The sequence below is a fragment of the Limnohabitans sp. genome (assembly GCF_044361985.1).
GTDB lineage: Bacteria > Pseudomonadota > Gammaproteobacteria > Burkholderiales > Burkholderiaceae_C > Limnohabitans_A.
In genome coordinates this window covers 1-2,645 of sequence record NZ_JBIKHV010000191.1, presented here as the reverse complement: position 1 = coordinate 2,645, position 2,645 = coordinate 1, and the positions used below count along the sequence as shown (strand labels likewise).

The 2,645-nt window shown below is 56.2% G+C and carries 3 protein-coding genes; all 3 read left to right on the top strand.

Features of this window, described 5'->3' with window-relative positions:
• The first annotated feature begins 209 nt into the window (after positions 1 to 209).
• A complete protein-coding gene (locus ACIQ3A_RS14940; RefSeq protein WP_396432518.1) occupies positions 210 to 497 on the top strand; it encodes a hypothetical protein in 288 nt (95 codons plus the stop codon).
• Positions 498 to 620: 123 nt separating this feature from the next.
• Complete coding sequence (gene ylqF / locus ACIQ3A_RS14935; protein ID WP_396432517.1) at positions 621 to 1,547, top strand: ribosome biogenesis GTPase YlqF; 927 nt, start codon at positions 621 to 623, stop codon at positions 1,545 to 1,547.
• Positions 1,544 to 2,167, top strand: a complete 624-nt coding sequence (locus ACIQ3A_RS14930) for a 3'-5' exonuclease (RefSeq protein WP_396432516.1) — start codon at positions 1,544 to 1,546, stop codon at positions 2,165 to 2,167. The genes ylqF and ACIQ3A_RS14930 overlap by 4 nt, the downstream gene beginning before the upstream one ends.
• Positions 2,168 to 2,645: the final 478 nt, after the last annotated feature.

The following is a 2,645-nucleotide window of genomic DNA, read 5'->3' as shown; positions in this document are numbered from 1 at the left end:
ATCAGAAGCATCAGGGGCAACAAGGCCGACCAGGCCAGCATCCACACGCAATGCCGCCGGGTGCGATGCACCGGCCTCAACAAGCGCGAGATGCAGACAAACAAGGAATGCACAAAAGTCACCCGACAGTGCATCCACACATGCAGCACATGCCGTCGCCTGCTCCAGTGGTGAAGATTTCGATCGGTCGGTATTTTCAGGCCCCCCAGATGGCTGCAGCCATAAACTATTACAGCCTGCCAGAAAACAGGGGCTATTGCCCGCCGGGCTTGGCCAAGAAAGGAACGGGTTGTTTACCCCCAGGCCAGGCCAAACTGTGGCGCAAGGGTGAACCCCTGCCGCGTGGCGTGATTTATTACGACGTGCCAAGGGCCGTGGTGTTGGCTTTGGGGGTGCCACCCTTCGGCTACAAATACGTTCGGATGGCATCCGACATATTGCTGATCGCCATAGGCACCGGCATGGTCATTGATGCGATGGAAGACTTGGTTCACTAGACCATTGGCCCATTGGTACAGGATGCAATGATCGGCTTGTTCGCGAAGCATGGTAAAAAAACCGCTCCAACTGAAGTGACCGACAATCACCTTCTTTGACTTTCGGTTGGCAGTGGTTTTTTTATGGCGATTCAATGGTTTCCCGGACACATGCACCTCACGCGCAAGGCGATTGGGGAGCGCATCAAAGACATTGACGTTGTCATTGAGATGCTCGATGCCCGCTTGCCCGGCTCCAGCGCCAACCCAATGCTGGCTGAGCTGATTCAGGGCAAACCGGGTCTGAAAATTTTGAGCAAACAAGACCTGGCTGATCCGGTGCAAACCACTGCGTGGCTGCAGCATTACAACGCCCTCCCCGATGTGCGCGCGTTGGGGCTGGACACCAGCATGGTCTCGCCCGCCAAGGCATTGATTGAAGCCTGCCAACAACTTGCACCCCACCGGGGCGGCATGGTTAAACCCATGCGTGTGCTCATTTGCGGCATCCCCAACGTCGGCAAATCCACCCTCATCAACACGCTCAAGGGCAAACGCGCGGCCAAAACAGGTGACGAAGCGGGCGTGACCAAACTGGAGCAACGCATCACACTGGCCGATGATTTTTACCTCTACGACACGCCCGGTGTTTTGTGGCCGCGCATCATCGTGGAACAAAGCGGCTACAACCTGGCCGCCAGCGGGGCCATCGGTGTGAACGCTTTTGACGAAGAAGTGGTGGCACTGGAATTGCTGAACTACCTGATACCCAACTATCCGCAGGCCTTGACGGCACGCTACAAGATCGCAGAGGTGGCCAGCCACACCGATGAAAGCATGCTCGAAGCAATAGCCCGCCAACGCGGTGCCATTCAAAGCGGCGGGCGTGTCAACACCATCAAAGCAGCGGAGCTCGTGATCCACGATTTTCGCTCTGCCGCACTTGGGCGCGTGACGCTGGAAACACCCGAAGAATTTGCCCAATGGCTGGCCGAAGGCAAAAGAGCCGACGCGGAACGCAGCTTGCGCAAAGAAGGCGCAAAAAAAGCCAAAAAACAGGCCCGCGAATGACCACTGGAACTGCCTTGCAAGACAACAACACGCACCGGGCCACACCCGACAAAGAGGCCATCGCCCTCCTCCCTGTATTCGAGCGCCTCGGCCTGGACCGGATCACCCTGGTGAGCACGGGTGCGCAGGCGGGCAAGGCCTACGATCAACTGGTGGCCGCTCGGGCTTGGGGCTTTGATACCGAATCCAAACCCACTTTCAAGGTGGGCGAACAATCTGATGGGCCGCACATCCTGCAGTTGTCCACCTCGGAGCGGGCTTGGGTGTTTCAGCTGCATGAACCCGAATGCCGTGCTGTGGCAGCCGAATTGCTGGCGCTCGGTGGCGGCATTGCCAAAGCCGGATTTGGTCTGGGCGATGACCGCAAACGCATCATCCATAAATTGGGCGTGGAGCCCCAAGGCATCCTGGAGCTGAACACCGTGTTCCACCAGCGTGGCTACCGAAAAGACATGGGCGTGAAAGGCGCTGTGGCCGTGCTGTTCAAGCAGCGCTTCATGAAGTCCAAAAAAGCTGCCACCAGCAACTGGGCCAATGCTCAACTGACCGAATCTCAGCTGGTCTATGCCGCAAACGATGCTTATGCAGCGATTCGGGTGTGGGAAGCGCTGGGGCTCTGAAAGTTTGCACAGCCCAATTTTCGACAAAAAGCCGTCAAGCCCGCATTACGGCGTTTTCTGAGACCCAGCTTTTGCCGCAACGACCAAGCATTCAAATGCGTTTTCGTCAAGAACCTCTGTTCCAGCGTGCCAGGCAATATGCCTTCAAAATCAAGACCATTCATTTGCTAACTGCAGACAAACCAGTAGCGTCCCGGTGTTTTCAAAAGAGCGCGCGCTGTTGAGGTTTAAATTCAAAATTTTTGCCGGTGTCTGGTAGCGAAGGAAGTTAATAAGAGCCATCGAAGCTCCAAGGGCAGTGTGCGGCATGGCACCTACAATGCAAAACATAAGCAAGGCAGCTGGAGATAAATTTTGAGTGCCCAAACAGACAATTTAGCGGCTTTATTTCGCACCATGGTGCGCATTCGCGCATTCGAAAACGCTGCCGAGATCGCCAGCCAAGGCGGCGTCAGTGCTTACGGGAAAGCCGCTGACG